Below are 16,804 nucleotides of genomic sequence, written 5' to 3' on the forward strand. Positions count from 1 at the left end.
GCGCCCCTCTTCCCCATGGGCTCCGCCCCCGGCAGGCCCGGCGCGGTGCCGGCGTCGCGGGCCCGGCCCGTTCGGCAAGGCACCCCCTGGGAACCGCTCCGGCGCGGCCGGGGCCCGGGCGCCGGTTCGGCGCAGCCCCGGTGGCCCGGAGGGCCGTCCGGCCGGAGGGTGGGGTGGAGGATCGCCTGTCGCCCCGAGCCCACCAGGATGCCGCCGATGCACCGCTACCCGCCGATCGCCGACCACGGTCTCGTCGGAGACCTGCAGACGTGCGCGCTGGTGTCCGCCGAGGGCGTCGTGGACTGGTTCTGCTCGCCCCGCTTCGACTCCCCCAGCGTCTTCGGCCGGCTCCTCGACCACGAGCGCGGCGGTCACTTCTCGATCACCGTGGAGGCCCCGGGCACGACGGTGCGTCAGCTGTACCTGGCCGACAGCGCGGTGCTGCTCACCCGCTTCCTCACTCCTGACGGGGTCGGCGAGGTGGCCGACTTCATGCCGCTGCCCGCGGACCCGGCCGTGCCCACCGACCGGCACACCCTGGTCCGGGTGCTGCGCGTCGTCCGCGGCACCGTCCGCTTCACGGTCGAGTGCCGGCCTCGCTTCGACTACGGCCGGGAGACGCACGAGCTGGACCTCGACGGCGCCGCCGCTCGTTTCACCGGCGCCACGGCCGTGGCCCACCTCCAGGTGCTCGGTGCCGTCGCGCTGGAGCGTGACGGCCGGGACGTGCGCGCCGAGGCGGAGCTGACCGCCGGTCAGCGCGCCGCCGCCGTGCTCACCCTGGACGCGCCCGGCGCCGGGCCCCCCGAGCCGGCCGACGAGGCGAGCCTGCGGGCCGCTTTCGACTCGGTCCGCTTCTTCTGGCACGACTGGACCGGCCGCTGCCGCTACCGCGGCCGCTGGCAGGAGCAGGTGAAGCGTTCGGCGATCACGCTGAAGCTGCTCACGTACGCCCCGTCCGGCGCGCCGGTGGCCGCCGCCACCATGGGGCTGCCCGAGCAGGTCGGCGGCGAACGGAACTGGGACTACCGCTACACCTGGATCCGGGACGCCTCGCTGTCCGTGCGCGCGATGGTCGACCTGGGGTTCACCGAGGAGGCGGACGCCTTCCGCCGTTGGCTGGGCGCCCGGCTGCAGGCCGGTGGCACGGTCAGCGGCGAGCCGCTGCAGATCATGTACCGGGTGGACGGCGACCCGCTGCTGCGGGAGGAGGTGCTGGACCATCTGGAGGGCTGGCGCGGTTCGGCCCCGGTCCGGGCCGGCAACGGCGCCGCCGACCAGCTCCAGCTGGACATCTACGGCGAGGCCGTCTACGCCTACGCCCAGGCCCGCGACCTGGCCCAGCTGGCCGGTTACGACGGCTGGCAGCGCTTCGCCGCCACGGTGGACTGGCTGTGCGAGCACTGGGACCGTCCGGACGAGGGGATCTGGGAGACCCGCGGCGGCCGTCAGGACTTCACGTACAGCCGGCTGATGTGCTGGGTCGCCTTCGACCGCGCGGTGCGGATGGCCCGCGAGTTCGGCCGCCCCGCCGACCTGCCGCGCTGGACGGCCGCCCGGGACGCGGTGCTGCACCAGGTGATGGAACGCGGCTGGTCCGCCGAGCGGCGGGCCTTCGTGCAGCACTACGGCAGCGAGGTCCTGGACGCCTCGCTGCTGATGATGCCGATCACCCGGTTCATCGCGCCGCGCGACCCCCGCTGGTTGTCCACCCTGGACGCGATGGACCGCGAGCTGGTCTCCGACAGTCTGGTCTACCGCTACGACCCGGCCGCCTCCCCCGACGGTCTGCGCGGCTCCGAGGGCACCTTCTCGCTGTGCAGCTTCCTGTACGTGGACGCGCTCGCGCGGGCCGGCCGGCTCGAACAGGCCCGGTACGCCTTCGACAAGATGCTCACCTACGCCAACCACGTCGGGCTGTTCGCCGAGGAGATCGGCCCGACCGGCGAACAACTCGGCAACTTCCCGCAGGCCTTCACCCACCTCGCGCTGATCACCGCCGCACTGTCCCTCGACGAGGCGCTGGACGGCTGACGCCGTCGAGGGCGCCGTCGTTCCGCGCCGCTGTGTGCCGGGGGCGTTTCGATCACGCGAACTACGCGCGTCAACCTGCTCGTACGCCGTTGACGCCCCCGGCCGGCCCGACGAGACTCCTGCCCTATGCAGCCCCCTCGTGACCGCTCGGTCACCCTCGTCCAGCGCCGGCACGTGGACCTCGTCCGTGTCGCGAGCGCGGTCTGTCGCTGCGCCTGACGGCCCCTTCCGCCCACCCGGCCGCACCTCACGCCTCCTCCGTCCGCCCCGCCCGCGGCGCCGTCCCCCGCCCGCCGGGCCCCGGAGGCACGCCCGCACGTCCGCACGCCCTTCTGGAGACCCGTATGTCCACGCCCCTGTCCCGCCGCGCCCTCGGAGGGGTCGCCGCCGGCGCCGCCGCCGCGGCCGCCCTCGGCGCCACCGCGACCGCCGCGCAGGCGACTCCCGCGCCCGACCCGCAGGAGCGTCCCTTCCGCGCCGCGCACCCGCGCCGCCACTCCCGGCGGCCCAACATCCTCTTCATCCTGGGCGACGACCTCGGCTGGGCCGACCTCTCCTCGTACGGCTCCCCTCACATCCGCACGCCGCATCTGGACCGGCTCGCCCGCGAGGGCGTCCGCTTCACCGACGCCTACTCCGGCTCCGCGACCTGCTCTCCCACCCGCTTCAGCCTCTACACCGGCCGCTACCCGGGCCGTACGAAGGGCGGGCTCGCCGAACCGATCGCCGACAGGTCCGCCGGGCTCGAACCCACCCACCCCACGCTCGCCTCGCTCCTCCGGGACTCCGGCTACGCCACCGCCCTCATCGGCAAGTGGCACTGCGGCTACCTGCCCGACCACTCCCCCACCCGCTCCGGCTGGGACGAGTTCTTCGGCAACTTCGGCGGGGCCCTGGAGTACTACTCCAAGCTCGGTCTCGGCGGCGAGTACGACCTCTACGAGGGTGACGCCGAGTACAAGGACCTGCGGTACTACACCCGGATCCTCACCGAGCGGGCGAGCGAGTACGTCGGCCGCGACCACGAGAAGCCCTGGCTGCTCAACCTCAACTTCACCACCCCGCACTGGCCCTGGATCGCCGACGGCGACACGGAGGAGAGCGCCGAGATCGTCCGCCGGATCAAGGCCGGCGACCGCTCCGCCCTGTGGCACCAGGACGGCGGCTCCGTCGAGAAGTACAAGGAGATGGTCGAGGACCTCGACCGCTCGGTCGGACGGGTCCTCGCGGCGCTGAAGCGCTCCGGCCAGGAGCAGGACACCCTCGTCTTCTTCGCCAGCGACAACGGCGGCGAGCGCTTCTCCTACAACTGGCCGCTGTCCGGGAACAAGGCCTCGCTCCAGGAGGGCGGCATCCGCGTCCCCTCGATCCTGCGCTGGCCCGCCCGGATCGACGGCGGACAGGTCAGCGACCTGCCGGTGTTCACGCCCGACTGGACGGCGACCCTGCTCGACCTGGCCGGCGCCCGCCCCCACCCGGCGTACCCCCTCGACGGCACCAGCCTCGCCGGGCACCTGCTGCGCGGCGCCGAGGTTCCGGAGCGGGACCTGTTCTGGCGGGTGCGGGGCGAACGGGCTCTGCGCCGCGGCGACTGGAAGTACTACCGGGGCAAGTCCGGCCGGGACCAGCTCTTCCACCTGTCCGAGGACTCGCGCGAGCAGGCGGACCGGGCGCCGTTCGAGCAGGCGCGGCTGGCCGAGCTGCGGGCCGCGTGGGAGCGGATCGACGCGGGGCTCCTCCGCTACTGAGCCCTCCCCGCCCGGGGGCCGGGCGGGGCCGGGCGGGACGTGCGGGCCGGGATCGTCCCCTGGCGCGGTCCGGCTCGGCACGGGCCGTACCGCGTCGCGCACCGGCCGGTCCGGATCGGTCGCCGTGCTGGCGGACCGGCGCCCGTGAGGAACGGTCCACGGACCTCGTCGTCGGTGCCGGGCCCCCTGCGGGTGGAACCGGACGGCTACGCCCCCGGCGCCGACGAGGACGGGTGAGCCGCCGGTCCCGCCCGGCGAGCGCGACTCAGCGGCCGAAGGTGTCGATGTTCTCGACGAGCCAGCGTCCGTCGCGGCGCACGACGTCCAGGGCGAACATGGCGCCCGCGTAGACGCCCTGGTCCTGGGCCTTCGACTGCTGCTTCCCGCCGGTTCTGCGGGTACCGGCCGTGCTCACGCTGCTCTGGTCGGCGTAGACCAGGACCCGGGCGCGGTCGCCGTCGATCCGCTCGACCGCGCTGTCCGTGACCGTCGTGGTAATGACCGTCTTCTGCCGGGCGGCCTGGGCGAGCACGCCGGCGAACAGCGTCCGGTGCTGCTCCACGGCCTTGCCGGTGAGGAGGGTCCTCCCGGCACGTTCGAAGGGGCCGGTGTCGGCGTGGTCGTACGAGAAGAGCGCGGCGACGGCCGCGGTGGTCTGCCCCTTGATCTCGCTGGTACGGGCGAGGTCGGTGAGGGCCGTGTTGCCGCGGGCGGGGTCGTCCCGCAGCTCTCCCGCCCTGCTGTGCGCCCATCCGGCGAAGCCCCCGAGGAGGAGGGTCAGGACGCACAGGACGACGAGGGGGGCGAGACCGCGCCTCCTGGCTTTCGGGGCCTTCGGGGCGGCCGGGCGGTCGTCGGTCGCCTCCTCCGCCGGTACCTCCGTCGCTTCTCGTACGGGCTTCGCCGCCGGTCGCCGTCCGGGCCGGGGGCCGGTCCGGGAGTCGGGGCCGGAGCCGGGCCGGGAGTCGGGTTCGGGCAGGAGGCCGACAGGCGCGTGGGCCTTGGCGGCGGCCGGCTGGTCGGCGAGGGCCTGACGGCGGCGCTGGCGGTTGAGGTGGTGACGGGGCGTCGGCATCGTGCGTGTCCTTTCGGGTGCTGGCGGCTCTCGCGTACGGGACGGCCCGGTCAGCCGGCCGCCGTGCCGCCCACGGGGGCCTGCCCCAGACCACTGAGCTTCCACTGGCCGTCGGTGCGGGTGAGCTCGCCCAGCATGCGGCTGTCCTTCTCCGTGCTCTTGCTGTCGGGCGCCGTGACGGTGACGCGCAGGGCGACGAGCAGCCGGGCGCGTCCGGCCCGGTCGTCGAGTTCGGTGACGGCACCGGACAGCACCCGGGCCGTGGTCACCGTCTTCGCCGCCTTCACCTGACTGGTGAACTCCTGTCGCCCGTCGACCAGTTGCTTGTGCAGTTCGCCGGTCGTCGAGGTCTCCCAGAGGTCGAGGCCCTGGTCCACGCGTCGGTGGTCGAGCGTGTTGAGGTTCTGCACGGCCTGCTCCCCCGCCGCGAGCGCCCGGTCGCGCTGCGCGGCGTACGCCGCGGAGTCGTCGTGGGCCGCCGCGTACCAGCTCCGGCCCTCCCAGGCGGCGAAGCCGCCCGCGGCCAGGGTGAGCACGAGGGCCACGGCCAGGGCCGGCCGGTTGCCCGCCGAGGCGCGGACCTGGCGTGTCATGGGGTTCTCCCGTCTCCCGCTCATCGTCAGCGGGCCTTGATGTCGACGATCAGCCACCGGTCGCCCCGGTACTCGGCGGTGACGGTGAGCTGGGCCGCGGCGGTCGTGGCGGCGGCCCTGTCGCGTCGCGAGGTCTGGTCGAGGAAGACGAGGAGGCGTGCGCTGTCCCCGTCGAGTTCGATCACCCCGGTGCGGACGGCCTGGGTGGAGAGGGTGATGCGCTGCTCGACCAGGTTCGTGCGGACCTGGGCGAGCAGGTCGCCGTACTGGCGGGCGGCGCGCCCGGCCAGCACGGTGCGCGAGGAGCGTTCCGCCGCGTCGGTGTCGGCGGGCGTGTAGGAGAAGACCCGCGCGAGGCCCTCGGCCACGTCGCCGCTGACACGGGTGGTGGCCCCGGTGTCGGTGAGGGCGTGGTTGCGCGCCGACGGTGCCGAGCGGAGCTGGTGGGCGGCGTGGTGGAACCCGGCCCCGCCGAGGAGGAGGACGGTGGCGGCGGCGACCGGGGCGGCCTTCCGCCACGCGCCGGCGGGACGGCGACGGCGGGACTCGTCCGCGGTCCCGTCCTCGTCCATGGCCTCGTCCTCGTCCGTGGTCCCGTCCTCGTCCGTGGTCCCGTCCTCGTCCGTGGCCCCGTCCTCGTCCGCGGTTCCGTGCTCGTCCGTGCCCGAGGCCCGCGTCGTGTCCTGGTCCGTGGCGGCTGCCGCGCCCCCGTCCGTGCCGGCCTTCGCGGGCCCTTCCGAGGGCTCCGTGGCGGCCCCGGCGCCCGCCTCCGGGGCCTCGTCGGCGCCGGTGTCCTCGCGTCTCGCCGTCCTCGGCAGTCGCGTCACTCGTCCCCGCCCTCCTCGCCCTTCTCGGTCTTCCCGCCCTTCTCCGCCGCCGCGACGGGTACCGCGCTCAGGGCCGCGACCCTCCAGGTGTTCTCGCCCGTGCGGGTCAGGACGGCCTCCAGGCGCTTGCGGTCGGTGGTCGCGGCGGCGGCTCCGCGCGGGGTGACGTCGACGCGTACGGTCGCGATGAGTTTCGCCGTACCGGCTCTGGCGTCCAGTGCGGTGAGCGCGGCCTCGGTGACCGTGGCGCGGGCCGAGGCGCCCACCGTGGGCCGGGTGCGGCCCAGTTCGGTGCGGAGCGGTCCGGTGGAGGCGTCGCGCCAGGCCCGGATGCCCGCTTCGGCGCGTTCGCGGGTCGAGGCGTCGAGCGTGTTCAGGACGGTGAGGCGGCTGCGGCCCTCGGCCAGCGCGGTGTCGCGTTCCCGGCTGAAGGCGAGCTCCTCGTCGCCGCGGGCCTGGGCATAGGTCCAGGCGCCGGTCCCGCAGAAGCCGAGGGCGAGGACGAGGGCGCCGGTGCCCAGGGCTTCGGCGCGCCTCATCGCGTGCTCCCCGTACCGAGGCCGAGGAGGCCGGCCATGTCCGTCGGACCGCCGGTCTGGCCGGGCAGCGCGAGCGCGCCGGGCAGGTCCGGCTGCGTGCCGGTCGTGGCGCGCGCGCCGCCGGAGGGCAGGGAGCCGGGCCGGGCCGGGGTGGGCACGCCGCCGCTCCCGGGGGCGTGGGCCGAGCCGCGGACGTTGACGCCGGTGGAGGCCGGGGAGGTGCAGGAGGCTCCGGTGTTGAGGGCGGGCGCGGTTCCCAGGTCGAGTCCGTTGCGGTAGCGCGTCCCGCCGTAGCCGGAGGTGCAGGGCAGCGGTGTGAAGAAGGTGACGGCCATGCCGAAGTTCACGTGTCCTCCGTCGACGGTGGTGGCTCCCGCCGAGACGGCCGCCGGGAACTTGACGAGGAGTTCCTCCGTGCCGCGCTGCCGGGTGACGGCGATCTCCGAGGTGGTGAGGAGGTTGGCGAGGACGACGCCGAGGCTGGGGTCGAGGTCGCGCAGGAGGCCGCTGACCTGGCCGGTCGCGTCGGGGGCGACGGCGAGGAGGCGGCGCAGGTCGGCGTCGGAGCCCTTGAGGGTGGCGGCGAGGTCGCGGGCGCCGGTGGCGAAGTCCCGGATGGCGCGGCTCTCGTCGGCCTGGGTGCGCAGGACGACCTCGCCGTCGTCGATGAGCCGGGTCGTGGCCGGCAGGGAACGGTCGGCGGCCCGGACGAACCTGCTGCCGTTGTCGAGGAGGACCTGGAGGTCGTCGCCGTGTCCCTCGAAGGCCTTGCCGAGTTCGTCGACGACCGTGCGCAGGGAGTCCAGGGGTACGGAGCGGGTGAGGTCGTTCATGCTCGCGAGCATGTCGGTGACGGGTGCCGGCACCTCGGTGTCGGACTGTTCGATGCGGGCGCCGTCGGCGAGGTAGGGTCCGCCGTCGCTCTCGGGGCGCAGGTCGATGTACTGCTCGCCGACGGCGGAGAGGCCCGCGACGACGGCTCGGGCGTCGGCGGGGATGAGCGGTGCCGAGTTCTTGATGCGCAGTTCGGCGACGACGCCGTCGGCGGTGAGGTCGATGGCTCCGACGCGGCCGACGGAGACGCCGCGGTAGGTGACGTCGGAGTGGGTGAACAGCCCTCCCGTACGGGCGAGGTGGACGCGGACCGTGTAGTGGTCGGCGACGCCGGCGTAGCGGCCGAGGTCGGCGTAGCGGACGCCGACGAAGCCGAGGACGAGTACGGCGATGACGAGGAACGCGAGGTTCTTCAGCCGTACGGTACGGGTGATCACGGCTTCTCGCCTCCGTCCTTGGAGGGGGTGGTGGGTGCCGTCGCGGTGACCGGGGGCAGCGGCAGCGTCGAGCGCGGGCTCTGGGTGGCGCGGTTCGTTCCCTGGCGGCCGCGCGAGGCCGGGTCCGGTGCCGGGTCGGGGGTCGACGGGGCGGGGGCCGGGGTGGGTTCGGTCCTGGGGATGAGGGGCGGGATCACCTCGGTCCCGGGGGCGGCGGCGAGGTGCAGATAGGTGTTGAGGTAGTCGCCCTTGATGCCGCGCACGACCTCGTCGGTGAAGGGATACGTGAGGAGCACCTGGAGCGATTCGGGCAGGTCGGCACCGGCGTCCGCGAGTGCCGTCAGGGTCGGGGCGAGGGCCTTGAGGTCGGCGACCATGTCCTTCTTGCTCGCGTCGACGGTGCTGACGGCGACTCCGGAGAGGGTGTCCAGGGCGCGCAGCATGGTCAGCAGGGAGCCCCGCTGGTTCTCCAGGGTCTTCAGGCCGGGCGAGAGGCCGGTGAGGACGGTGTCGACGTCCTTCTTGCGGCCGGCGAGGGTGGCGGAGAGCCGGTTGACTCCGTCGAGGGCGCGGGTGATGTCGCCGCGGTGCGCGTCCAGGTTCGTGACCAGGGTGTCGACCCGGTTCAGCATGGAGCGGACCTCGGGTTCGCGTCCGCCGAGCGCCGCGTCGAGTTCCCGGGTGATCGTCTTGAGCTGGTTGACGCCGCCGCCGTTGAGCAGCAGGGACAGCGCGCCGAACACCTCCTCGACCTCCGTGTTGCGGTTGGTGCGCGCGAGCGGGATGACGCTGCCGTCGGTGAGGTGTCCGCCGCTCTCCTTCCGGGGGGCGACGAGCTGGATGTACTTCTCGCCGAGGAGGCTGGACTGTTCCAGGCGGGCGCCGGCGTCGGCGGGGAGCCGGACGTCGCCGTTGATCTCCAGGGTGACGCGGGCGGACCAGTGGTCGTCCCCCAGCTCGATGGCGGTGACGCGGCCGACGGCGACGTCGTCGACCTTGACCGCCGACTGGGGCACGAGGCTGAGGACGTCGTCGAGTTCGGCGGTGACCGTGTAGGGGTGGGAGCCGAGGTCGGCGCCGCCGGGCAGCGGGAGGTCCTCGATGCCGTCGAAGCGGACGGGGTTCGCGGGGACCGCGCCGAGGACGACGGCGAGTCCGAGGCCGAGCGCGACCGCTCCGGCGGCTCCGGCCCCGAGGGCCTTGCGGGAGGGCGGGGTGTCCCGGTTCATCGCTTCCCCTCTCGGGTGCCGGCCGGAGAGGAGGTGCCGCCGGTCACCGGCAGCGGGAGCAGGGGGCCGCCCATGCTGATCTCGTTGAGGTCGGCGCGGCCGTCGAGGGTGCGGGTGTCCTTGTTGTAGGCGTTGACGACGTTGCCGGCGGCGAGCGGGGCGACGTCGAGCGCCTCGGCGAGGGAGGCCCGCTGGTCGACGAGGGTCTGGGTGAGGGGCACGAGCCGGTCGATGTTCTTCTTCAGCTCGCCGCGGTTGTCCTTGATGAAGGTCTTGACCTGGGCGAGGGCCTTGCCGAGTTCCTCGAGCGCGCCGGCGAGGTCGTCCTTGTTCTCGGCGAAGTAGCCGACGACCTCGTCGAGGCGTTCCTGGGCGGTGCGGACGTCGCCGTCCTTCTTCTTGAGCATGGTGGTGAAGGTCTGGAGCTGTCCGAGGGTGGCGAACAGGTTCTCGCTGCTGCCGTCGAGGGTTCTGGCGGCCTTGCCGAACTGTTCGATGGAGGTGCCGATGGCCGTGCCGTTGCCCTTGAGGTTCTTCGCTCCGGTGTCCAGGAGTTCGGAGAGGGCTCCGGCGGAGTTGGCCCCGTCGGGGCCGAGCGCCTTGCCCAGTTCGGTGATCGAGTCGTAGAGCTGGTCGATCTCGACGGGGGTGCGGTTGCGGGAGGCGGGCAGCTGGGCGCCGTCGGCGAGGGCGGGGCCGGTGCTGTAGGCGGGGGTGAGCTGGACGTACCGGTCGGCGACGATGCTCGGGGCGACGACGAGGGCCCGTGCGTCGGCGGGGACGCGTACGCCTTCGTCGAGGCGGAGTTCGACGCGCACCCGGGTGCCCTGCGGCTCCACGGATTCCACCTCTCCGACGCGGACGCCGAGGACGCGCAGGTCGGATCCGGCGTAGATGCCGACGGCCCGGTCGAACCAGGCGGTGACGCGGGTGCCGTCGTCGTCGAGGACGTTGACGGTGACGAGGCCGCAGGCCGCGAGCACCGCGAGGGCGAGCCCTGCGACGAGGGGCTTTCCGGGCTTGGTCATCGTTCACCGCTCCCCTCGGCCGTCGCCGTCCGTTTCGGCGGGAGGCATCCGGTCTTGGGCTGCGAGGCCTCGGGCAGATAGGTGCGGGGCACCACGCCGCACAGGTAGGCGTCGAACCAGCGGCCGCTGCCGAGGGTGTTGCCGACGAGCCGGTAGTAGGGGCCGATGAGCGCGAGCGTCTTGTCGAGCTGGCCGCTGTTCTTCTCCAGGACGCCGGTGACGCGGCTGAGGGCCTTCAGGGTGGGGCCGAGCTGCCGGTTGTTGTCGCCGACGACGCCGCTGAGTTCGGTGCCGAGGTCCCGGCTTCCCTTGAGCAGGGCGCGGATGGCCTCGCGGCGCTTCCTGAGCTCGCCGAGCAGCGAGCCGCCGTCCTCCAGGAGGATCTCGAAGCTGGACTTCTTGTCCTCCAGGGTCTTGGTGAACTTCTTGCTGTTCTCCAGGAGCCGGGCGAGCTGGGTGTCGCGCTTGGAGACGGACTTCGACAGCTCGGAGAGGCCGGTGGCGGCGTTGCGTACGTGCGGCGGGGAGTTCTTGAAGGTGTCGGAGATCGTCTCGAAGCTCTTCGCGAGCTTCTCGGTGTCGAGGGCGTCGACGGTGCCGCCGAGGTCCTGGAAGGCCTGGGTCACGTCGTACGGGGAGGTGGTGCGGGACCGCGGGATGCTGGTCCCCGGGTCCTGGGGTGCGGAGCCCAGCGGGTCGAGCGCCAGGTACTTCTCGCCGAGGAGGGTCTTGATGGCGATGGCGGCGGTCGACCGGTCGCCGATCCAGGCGTCGCCGACCTCGAAGGTCACCTTGACCTTGGGCCCGTCGAGGGCGACCTCGGTGACCTTGCCGACCTTGACCCCCGCGATGCGGACCTCGTCGCCGGCGTCGAGTCCGGCGGCCTCGGTGAAGTCGGCGCTGTAGGCGGTGTCTCCGCCGACGAGCGGGAGCCGTTCCACGTTGTACGCGAGGACGGCCATGAGGGCGAGGACCACCAGCCCGACGACGGCGACGGCGACGGGGTTGCGCTCCTTGACCGGCGTGAGCCGGGGGCGCGGGTTCATCCGCGGCACCTCGTCTCGGTCACGGCGATGCCGGTCGGCGGCTCGGAGCCGTCGGAGGTTCCCACGCCGCTCACGCGCGCCTCGCAGAGGTAGAGGTTGAACCACGATCCGTACGAGGAGAGCCGGGCGAGGGCCGACATCTTGCCGGGGGTGCGGGCGAGGAAGGACTCGATGGCGGGGGTGTGGTCGCCGAGGGTGCCGGAGAGCCGGCCCAGTTCGCGGATGTCCTTCTTGAGGGGTGCGCGGCCTTCCTGGAGGAGGCCGGCGGTCGTCGTGGTGAGGTCGCCGATGGCCTTGACCGCCTCGCCGAGGGGTTTGCGGTCGGTGTTGAAGCCGGTGACGAGCTTCTGGAGGGTGACGACGAGGTCGTTGAAGCCGGCCTCGCGGTTGTTGAGGGTGGTCAGGACGGTGTTGAGGTGGGTGACGACCTCGCCGATGACCTTGTCCTTGGTGGCGACGGTCCTGGTGAGGGAGCCGATGTGCCGCAGGAGGCTGTCGACGGTTCCGCTCTCGCCCTGGAGGACCTGGACGAGGGAGCCGGCGAGGTCGTTGACGTCCGCGGGCGAGAGTCCCTCGAAGAGCGGCTTGAAGCCGTTGAAGAGCAGGGTCAGGTCGAGCGCGGGCGTGGTGCGGTCGAGCGGGATGGTCTCTCCGGCGCCCAGGGTGCCGGTGAGGTCGCCGGCGCCCCGGCCGAGGGAGACGTACCGCTGCCCGACCATGTTGAGGTACTTCACGGCGGCGGTCGCCGACCGGGGCAGGGGGCGGTCCTCGCGGACCGTGAAGGTGACCTGGGCGGTGCGCCGCTCGACGACGCGCACGTCGGTCACCTCGCCCACCTTCACTCCGGCGATGCGGACGGAGTCGCCCTCGACGAGTCCGGTGACGTCGGTGAACAGCGCCTTGTACGAGCGGGTCTCGGCGCCGACGCCGGTGTGGGCGATGCTGAAGCCGAGGACGGTGGTGGCGAGGGCGGTGACCAGGACGAACGCGAGGGACTTCAGGACGGTCCCGGTCAGGCCGCGCCGGCGCGTGTGGCTGGGTCTCGTGGTCATCGGAGGGTCACCTCCGCGCCGCGGAACGCGGGGCCGGCGAGCAGGCTGCTCCAGTCCGGCAGGTCGGCGGGCGCCTTCTTCGCGGCGGGCGCGAGCAGTTCGTTGACGAGGTCGTTCTCCTGCGGGGAGTTGGCGGGGCCGAGGTCCTGGTCGGCCGCGGCGGACGCCCGTGCGGCGGGTGCGGCCGGGACGCCGAGGTAGGGCACGGGGTAGCAGTGCGGGCCGCCGCCGGAGCCGTACGAGGGCGTGTCACGACCGGGGACGTAGGCGCCGCGGGAGGGGACGGTGGTCACCTCGACGTGCAGTCCGGGCTGGTCGGTGCCCTTGCCGAGCGCCTTGTCCATCGCGGGCACGAACTGGGCGAGGGTGCGCAGGGTGCAGGGGAAGGACGGGGAGTACTCGGCGAGCAGTTCCAGGGTGGGCCTGCCGGTGGCGCTGAGCCGGATGATGTTGTCCTTGTTCTGCCGGAGGAAGGCGGTCAGGTCCTGGGCCGTCCGGGTGGTGGCGCCGAAGGTGCCGGCCAACGCGCCCTCCTTCTCGGCGAGGGTGCCGCTGGTGGTGGTGAAGTCGGTGAGCGCGGTGACGATGTCCGGCGCCGCGTCCGCGTAGAGGTGGCTGACCTTCACGAGTTCTTTCAGGTCGCGGGTGAGGGCGGGCAGGTGGGGGTTGAACTCGCGCAGGTGGGCGTCGAGTTCGGCGAGGGTCTCGCCGAGCTTGTCGCCGCGTCCCTCCAGGGCGCGGGAGACGGCGGACAGGGTGGCCGACAGCTTCTGGGGCTGGACGGCGGTGAGCAGGGGCAGGACGTCGTCGAGGACCTGCTGGAGTTCCACGGCGTTGCTCGACCGGTCCTCCGGAATGACGTCTCCGGGGCCGAGCGGCCGCGTGGAGGGGTTGCCGGGCGGTACGAGGGCGACGAACCGTTCGCCGAAGAGGGTCGTGGGCAGCATCTGGGCGCGGACGTCGGAGGGGACGTGGCGCAGGGTTCCGGGGCGCATGGCGAGGGTGAGCCGGGCCCCGCCGCCGGTGGCGTCGATGGCGCGGACCTCGCCGACGACGACGCCGCGCAGTTTCACCTCGGCCCCGAGGTGCATCTCGTTGCCGACGCTGCCGGTCTCGATGACGATCGGGTCGGAGGCGGTGAAGCGTTTGTCGTAGACGGCGACCGCCAGCGAGGCGAGCAGGACGGGTATCAGGAGGAAGACGACGCCGGCGAACCGGCGGCGCAGGGTCTCGGCCGTGGAGTCGCTCATCTCACCCCGCCACCTTCACGGTCGTGGTCGCGCCCCAGAGGGCCAGCGACAGGAAGAAGTCGGTGACGCTGATCAGCACGATGGCGTTGCGTACGGAGCGGCCGACGGCGATGCCGACGCCGGCGGGTCCGCCGGAGGCGCGGAAGCCGTAGTAGCAGTGGGCGATGATCACCATCACGCTGAAGATCAGCACCTTCAGCACCGAGAGGAGGACGTCCGTCGGTGACAGGAAGAGGTTGAAGTAGTGGTCGTAGGTCCCCTGTGACTGGCCGTTGAAGAGGACCGTGACGTAGCGGGAGGCCAGGTAGGAGGAGAGCAGGCCGATCGCGTAGAGCGGGACGATGGCGACGACGCCCGCGATGATGCGGGTGGTGACGAGGTACGGCATGGAGCGGATGCCCATGCCTTCGAGGGCGTCGACCTCCTCGTTGATGCGCATGGCGCCGAGTTGGGCGGTGAATCCGGCGCCGACGGTCGCGGAGAGGGCGAGTCCGGCGACGAGCGGGGCGATCTCGCGGGTGTTGAAGTAGGCGGACACGAATCCGGTGAAGGCCGCGGTGCCGATCTGTTCGAGGGCCGCGTATCCCTGGAGTCCGACGACGGTGCCGGTGAACAGGGTCATCGCGATCATGACGCCGATGGTGCCGCCGATGACGCCGAGGCCGCCGGAGCCGAAGGCGACCTCGGCGAGCAGCCGTTGCACCTCCTTGAGGTAGCGGCGCAGCGTGCGCGGGATCCAGAGGAGGGCCCTGACGTAGAAGAGGAGCTGGTCGCCGGAGCGGTCGAGCCAGACGAACGGGGAGGCCATCGGTCAGCCTCCCTTCGGCGGGACGATCTGCAGGTAGATGCCCGTCAGCACCATGTTCACGAAGAACAGCAGCATGAAGGTGATGACGACGGACTGGTTGACGGCGTCGCCGACGCCTTTGGGGCCGCCGCGGGGGTTGAGCCCTCGGTAGGCGGCGACGATGCCGGCGATGAACCCGAAGACCAGGGCCTTGAGTTCGCTGATGTAGAGGTCGGGCAGCTGGGCGAGGGCGGAGAAGCTGGAGAGGTACGCGCCGGGGGTGCCGCCCTGGAGCACGATGTTGAAGAAGTAGCCGCCCAGCGTGCCGACGACGGAGACCATTCCGTTGAGGAGCACGGCGACCGCCATGGTGGCGAGGACGCGCGGGACGACCAGTCGCTGGACGGGCGAGACGCCCATGACCTCCATCGCGTCGAGTTCCTCCCTGATCTTGCGGGAGCCGAGGTCGGCGCAGATGGCGGAGCCTCCGGCGCCCGCGATCAGGAGGGCCACGATGAGGGGGCTGGCCTGCTGGATGACGGCGAGGACGCTCGCGCCGCCGGTGAACGACTGGGCCCCCAGCTGCTGGGTCAGCGAGCCGACCTGGAGGGCGATGACGGCGCCGAACGGGATGGAGACGAGCGCCGCCGGCAGGATGGTGACACTGGCGACGAACCAGAACTGCTCGACGAACTCCCGGAACTGGAAGGGCCGTCGGAAGACGGCCCGGCTCACCTCGGCGGCGAGGGCGAAGAGGCGGCCGGTCTGCCGCAGCGCGCCGGCGATCACGAGCCGCTCCCGGGGGCGGGCATGGTCAGGGTGGGCGCCGCGGCTCCGCGCGCGTAGGTGTCGCGGATGGCGGCGCGGGCGGCGGGCGGCAGCTGGTCGAGCATGCGGAGGACGCGCTCGCGCCGTCGGGTGACGGCCGCGCGGGGCGGCAGGCCGGGTGAGGGTTCCAGTTGCGGGACGATGTCGCGGGGGCCCGCCGGGTGGCTCGCGGAGCCGGCGGCCTCCGCGGCGAGGAGCGCGGCGTCCTTCTCCTCGGACATGCCGATGGGGCCTTCGCGGCGACCGGCGAGGAACTGGGTGACGACGGGTTCGTCGCTGGTGAGGAGGACCTCTCGGGGGCCGAAGGTGACGAGCCTGCGCCGGAAGAACATCCCCATGTTGTCGGGGACGGTGGCGGCGATGTCGAGGTTGTGGGTGACGATCAGCATCGTCGCGTCGATCCGGGCGTTGAGGTCGATGAGGAGCTGGGACAGGTAGGCGGTGCGGACGGGGTCGAGCCCGGAGTCCGGTTCGTCGCACAGGACGATCTGCGGGTCGAGCACGAGTGCCCGGGCCAGTCCGGCTCGTTTGCGCATGCCGCCGCTGATCTCGCCCGGCAGCTTGTCCTCCGCGCCGAGCAGGCCGACGAGTTCGATCCGTTCCATGACGATGCGCCGGATCTCGGACTCCCGTTTGCGGGTGTGCTCGCGCAGGGGGAAGGCGATGTTGTCGAAGAGGGTCATGGAGCCGAAGAGGGCGCCGTCCTGGAACATGAGGCCGAAGAGTTTCCGGGTCTCGTAGATGTCCCGTTCGGGGCTGTTGACCATGTCGACCCCGTTGATGAGGACACGGCCCTGTTGGGGTTTCAGCAGCCCGATGAGTGATTTCAGGAAGACGGTCTTTCCGGTACCGGAAGGGCCGAGCATCACGCTGACCTCTCCGGCCGGCAGGGTCAGCGACACGTCCTGCCAGATGTTCTGCTTGCCGAAGGACATGGTCAGCCCCTCAACGACTACTTCGATTCCCATCCCACCTCCAGCAAGCGTGCGTCGGGGCGTGCGCTGCGGGCGCACGGTAGACCGGTGCGGATCACCCGGACAATAGGTGTGGCGCAAAATCCTTGATCCGCTGCGGCAGTTGTCACCGCGAAGACAAAGTCGGCGTCGACTCTTGTCTCCTCGGAGACAGATTGCTGCGCCGACCTGCGATCGAGCGTCGGCCCGGGGAACGTTACGGCTGAGTAACCTCTCACGGCAATACCGGAATCGGAGTTTTCGCGGGCCGAAATCAAACGTCGGAACATTTGTCAGGCGGGAGACAGTTCCGTCCGTCGACCTGTCACCGGAGAGAGTAAAGGGTCAACCTCTCGGACCCGCAAGGGCACATCGCACGCCGATCCCCCGCCCGAGCTTGTCTGATCGATCATAAATGTCGACATTGCGCACCCGGGAACCAAGGGGATTCACGCCACCGCTCACCCACTTGACAGGCAATTCGGCCTCTTCAAAGAATCATGGACTGCGCCATTGTTCAGCTAAGTTTCCCGCAAGTAACGTC

General features: G+C 72.2%; 16 protein-coding genes. 3 read left to right on the top strand and 13 right to left on the bottom strand.

The features are described 5' to 3' along the window. The first annotated feature begins 216 nt into the window (after window positions 1-216). The 3 genes from IE180_RS27845 to IE180_RS27850 all read left to right on the top strand — a co-directional run bounded on the left by IE180_RS27845 (window position 217) and on the right by IE180_RS27850 (window position 3,782). Window positions 217-2,034: a glycoside hydrolase family 15 protein gene (locus IE180_RS27845; RefSeq protein WP_190159708.1), complete on the top strand. Its 1,818-nt coding sequence runs from the start codon at window positions 217-219 to the stop codon at window positions 2,032-2,034. Window positions 2,035-2,160: 126 nt separating this feature from the next. After that, window positions 2,161-2,253: a putative leader peptide gene (locus IE180_RS37600; RefSeq protein WP_352028280.1), complete on the top strand. Its 93-nt coding sequence runs from the start codon at window positions 2,161-2,163 to the stop codon at window positions 2,251-2,253. A 125-nt stretch (window positions 2,254-2,378) separates the two neighbouring features. Then, the gene (locus IE180_RS27850) at window positions 2,379-3,782 is read left to right on the top strand and encodes a sulfatase family protein (RefSeq protein WP_190159709.1); all 1,404 of its coding nucleotides are present in this window, start codon (window positions 2,379-2,381) and stop codon (window positions 3,780-3,782) included. Window positions 3,783-4,047: 265 nt separating this feature from the next. Here IE180_RS27850 and IE180_RS27855 read toward each other — a convergent pair whose 3' ends face one another. The 13 genes from IE180_RS27855 to IE180_RS27915 are packed head-to-tail and all read right to left on the bottom strand — an operon-like array spanning window position 4,048 to window position 16,275. Next, window positions 4,048-4,857, bottom strand: coding sequence for a hypothetical protein (locus IE180_RS27855; RefSeq protein WP_190159710.1), 810 nt, complete (start codon window positions 4,855-4,857; stop codon window positions 4,048-4,050). A 50-nt stretch (window positions 4,858-4,907) separates the two neighbouring features. Next, window positions 4,908-5,450 carry an Rv1363c family protein gene (locus IE180_RS27860; RefSeq protein ID WP_190159711.1) on the bottom strand — a complete coding sequence of 181 codons (543 nt, stop codon included), beginning with the start codon at window positions 5,448-5,450 and terminating at the stop codon, window positions 4,908-4,910. Window positions 5,451-5,476: 26 nt separating this feature from the next. Further along, a complete protein-coding gene (locus IE180_RS27865; RefSeq protein WP_229860967.1) occupies window positions 5,477-6,277 on the bottom strand; it encodes a hypothetical protein in 801 nt (266 codons plus the stop codon). Further along, window positions 6,274-6,816, bottom strand: a complete 543-nt coding sequence (locus tag IE180_RS27870; RefSeq protein WP_190159712.1) for a hypothetical protein — start codon at window positions 6,814-6,816, stop codon at window positions 6,274-6,276. Before IE180_RS27870 ends, IE180_RS27865 begins: the two co-directional genes overlap by 4 nt. Then, complete coding sequence (locus IE180_RS27875) at window positions 6,813-8,087, bottom strand: MCE family protein (protein ID WP_190159713.1); 1,275 nt, start codon at window positions 8,085-8,087, stop codon at window positions 6,813-6,815. Before IE180_RS27875 ends, IE180_RS27870 begins: the two co-directional genes overlap by 4 nt. Continuing rightward, on the bottom strand, window positions 8,084-9,316 hold the full coding sequence (locus tag IE180_RS27880) for an MCE family protein (protein ID WP_190159714.1): 1,233 nt from the start codon (window positions 9,314-9,316) through the stop codon (window positions 8,084-8,086). The genes IE180_RS27875 and IE180_RS27880 overlap by 4 nt, the downstream gene beginning before the upstream one ends. Further along, entirely contained in the window at window positions 9,313-10,344 is a 1,032-nt protein-coding gene (locus tag IE180_RS27885) for an MCE family protein (RefSeq protein WP_190159715.1), read from the bottom strand. The genes IE180_RS27880 and IE180_RS27885 overlap by 4 nt, the downstream gene beginning before the upstream one ends. Next, the gene (locus tag IE180_RS27890) at window positions 10,341-11,390 is read right to left on the bottom strand and encodes an MCE family protein (RefSeq protein WP_190159716.1); all 1,050 of its coding nucleotides are present in this window, start codon (window positions 11,388-11,390) and stop codon (window positions 10,341-10,343) included. The genes IE180_RS27885 and IE180_RS27890 overlap by 4 nt, the downstream gene beginning before the upstream one ends. Then, window positions 11,387-12,442, bottom strand: a complete 1,056-nt coding sequence (locus IE180_RS27895) for an MCE family protein (RefSeq protein WP_190159717.1) — start codon at window positions 12,440-12,442, stop codon at window positions 11,387-11,389. Before IE180_RS27895 ends, IE180_RS27890 begins: the two co-directional genes overlap by 4 nt. Next, a complete protein-coding gene (locus tag IE180_RS27900) occupies window positions 12,439-13,692 on the bottom strand; it encodes an MCE family protein (RefSeq protein ID WP_190159718.1) in 1,254 nt (417 codons plus the stop codon). The genes IE180_RS27895 and IE180_RS27900 overlap by 4 nt, the downstream gene beginning before the upstream one ends. Window position 13,693: 1 nt before the next feature. Further along, the gene (locus IE180_RS27905; protein ID WP_189801008.1) at window positions 13,694-14,500 is read right to left on the bottom strand and encodes an MlaE family ABC transporter permease; all 807 of its coding nucleotides are present in this window, start codon (window positions 14,498-14,500) and stop codon (window positions 13,694-13,696) included. A gap of 3 nt (window positions 14,501-14,503) precedes the next feature. Beyond that, the gene (locus tag IE180_RS27910; protein WP_190159719.1) at window positions 14,504-15,268 is read right to left on the bottom strand and encodes an MlaE family ABC transporter permease; all 765 of its coding nucleotides are present in this window, start codon (window positions 15,266-15,268) and stop codon (window positions 14,504-14,506) included. After that, the gene (locus IE180_RS27915) at window positions 15,265-16,275 is read right to left on the bottom strand and encodes an ABC transporter ATP-binding protein (RefSeq protein WP_190159720.1); all 1,011 of its coding nucleotides are present in this window, start codon (window positions 16,273-16,275) and stop codon (window positions 15,265-15,267) included. Before IE180_RS27915 ends, IE180_RS27910 begins: the two co-directional genes overlap by 4 nt. Between the last annotated feature and the right edge of the window lie 529 nt (window positions 16,276-16,804).

The organism is Streptomyces litmocidini (assembly GCF_014649755.1).
Taxonomy (GTDB): Bacteria; Actinomycetota; Actinomycetes; order Streptomycetales; family Streptomycetaceae; genus Streptomyces; species Streptomyces litmocidini.